The organism is Pseudomonas emilianonis (genome assembly GCF_023072625.1).
GTDB lineage: Bacteria > Pseudomonadota > Gammaproteobacteria > Pseudomonadales > Pseudomonadaceae > Aquipseudomonas > Aquipseudomonas paraveronii.
Genome location: NZ_JAKNRV010000717.1, coordinates 1 through 1,004, shown reverse-complemented (window position 1 = coordinate 1,004; position 1,004 = coordinate 1). Strand labels below are relative to the sequence as shown.

The 1,004-nt window shown below is 65.2% G+C and carries 1 protein-coding gene and 1 pseudogene; both read right to left on the bottom strand.

Going from position 1 to position 1,004, the window contains the following annotated elements:
• Window positions 1–768 (bottom strand): glucose PTS transporter subunit IIA (locus tag L9Z73_RS31140; protein ID WP_247408841.1); only part of this gene is annotated, 768 nt, incomplete at its 3' end.
• 36 nt (window positions 769–804) lie between these two features.
• Window positions 805–1,004: pseudogene (locus L9Z73_RS31135) on the bottom strand (SIS domain-containing protein); the annotation flags it as partial.

The following is a 1,004-nucleotide window of genomic DNA, read 5'->3' as shown; positions in this document are numbered from 1 at the left end:
GCTGATCGCGACCGACAGCGTGGCGACCAGTGCTTGCACCGCCGCCGCACAATCCTTGCCACGGCTGGTAACGCGGACCTCGTCGCCTTCGCCGATGCCCAGCCCCATCAGGCCAATCAGGCTGTCGCACGCTGCCGACTTGCCGGCGAAATGCAACTGCGTCTGGCTACTGAACGCCTGGGAGGTCTTGCGGATCAATGCTGCCGGACGCGCATGCAGGCCGCCGCGATGGGTGATGCGCACGCTGGCGCTGGATTGCGCGACGGAGTTATCCACAGCTGTTTGCAGCGCTACGCTGGAACGCAGCGTCACGCGCGCCAGCGGTTCACCGCGCTTGACCGAATGGAGCGCCAGCGGTGTCAGTTCGAAGCGCTCGCTGTTGGTGAGAATGATCAGGCTGACCAGGCTCTTGCACTGGCGCGCAATCCGGTCCAGGTCAAACTGCATCAACGCCTGGCCCTTGCTCACCCGCGCAGCGTTCTTCACCAGCAGGGTGAACCCTTCGCCGTTCAATTCCACCGTGTCGATGCCCACATGCATCAATAGCTCGGCGCCGTTCTGCGCACGAATCGTCAGCGCATGCCCGGTGCGCGCCACATGGATGATCTCGCCGTCGCACGGTGCGTACAGGCAATCGTTCAGCGGGTCGATGGCCAGGCCGTCGCCCATGGCGCCGCTGGCGAAGACTTCGTCGGGGACGTTGCCCAAGGCCAGCACCGGCCCGCTGAGGGGGGCGCTGAGGGTCAGTTCATTATTGTTGTTGGACATGGGCACGGTACTCATCAGGAAATCGCGGCACGCCACTCAGTGGGTGCGGGTGACTTTGCTCAGGTGGCGCGGCTGGTCAGGGTTCATGCCCCGGGCGACCGCCAGGCCGGCGGCCATGACATAGAAACTCTGGATGGCCAGGATCGGGTCCAGGCTCGGGTGTTCGGCGCGGCTCAGGGTCAGGTCGCGTTCGGCGATATCGTCCGGCGCGGCCAGCAACACGCGGGCGATTCGTG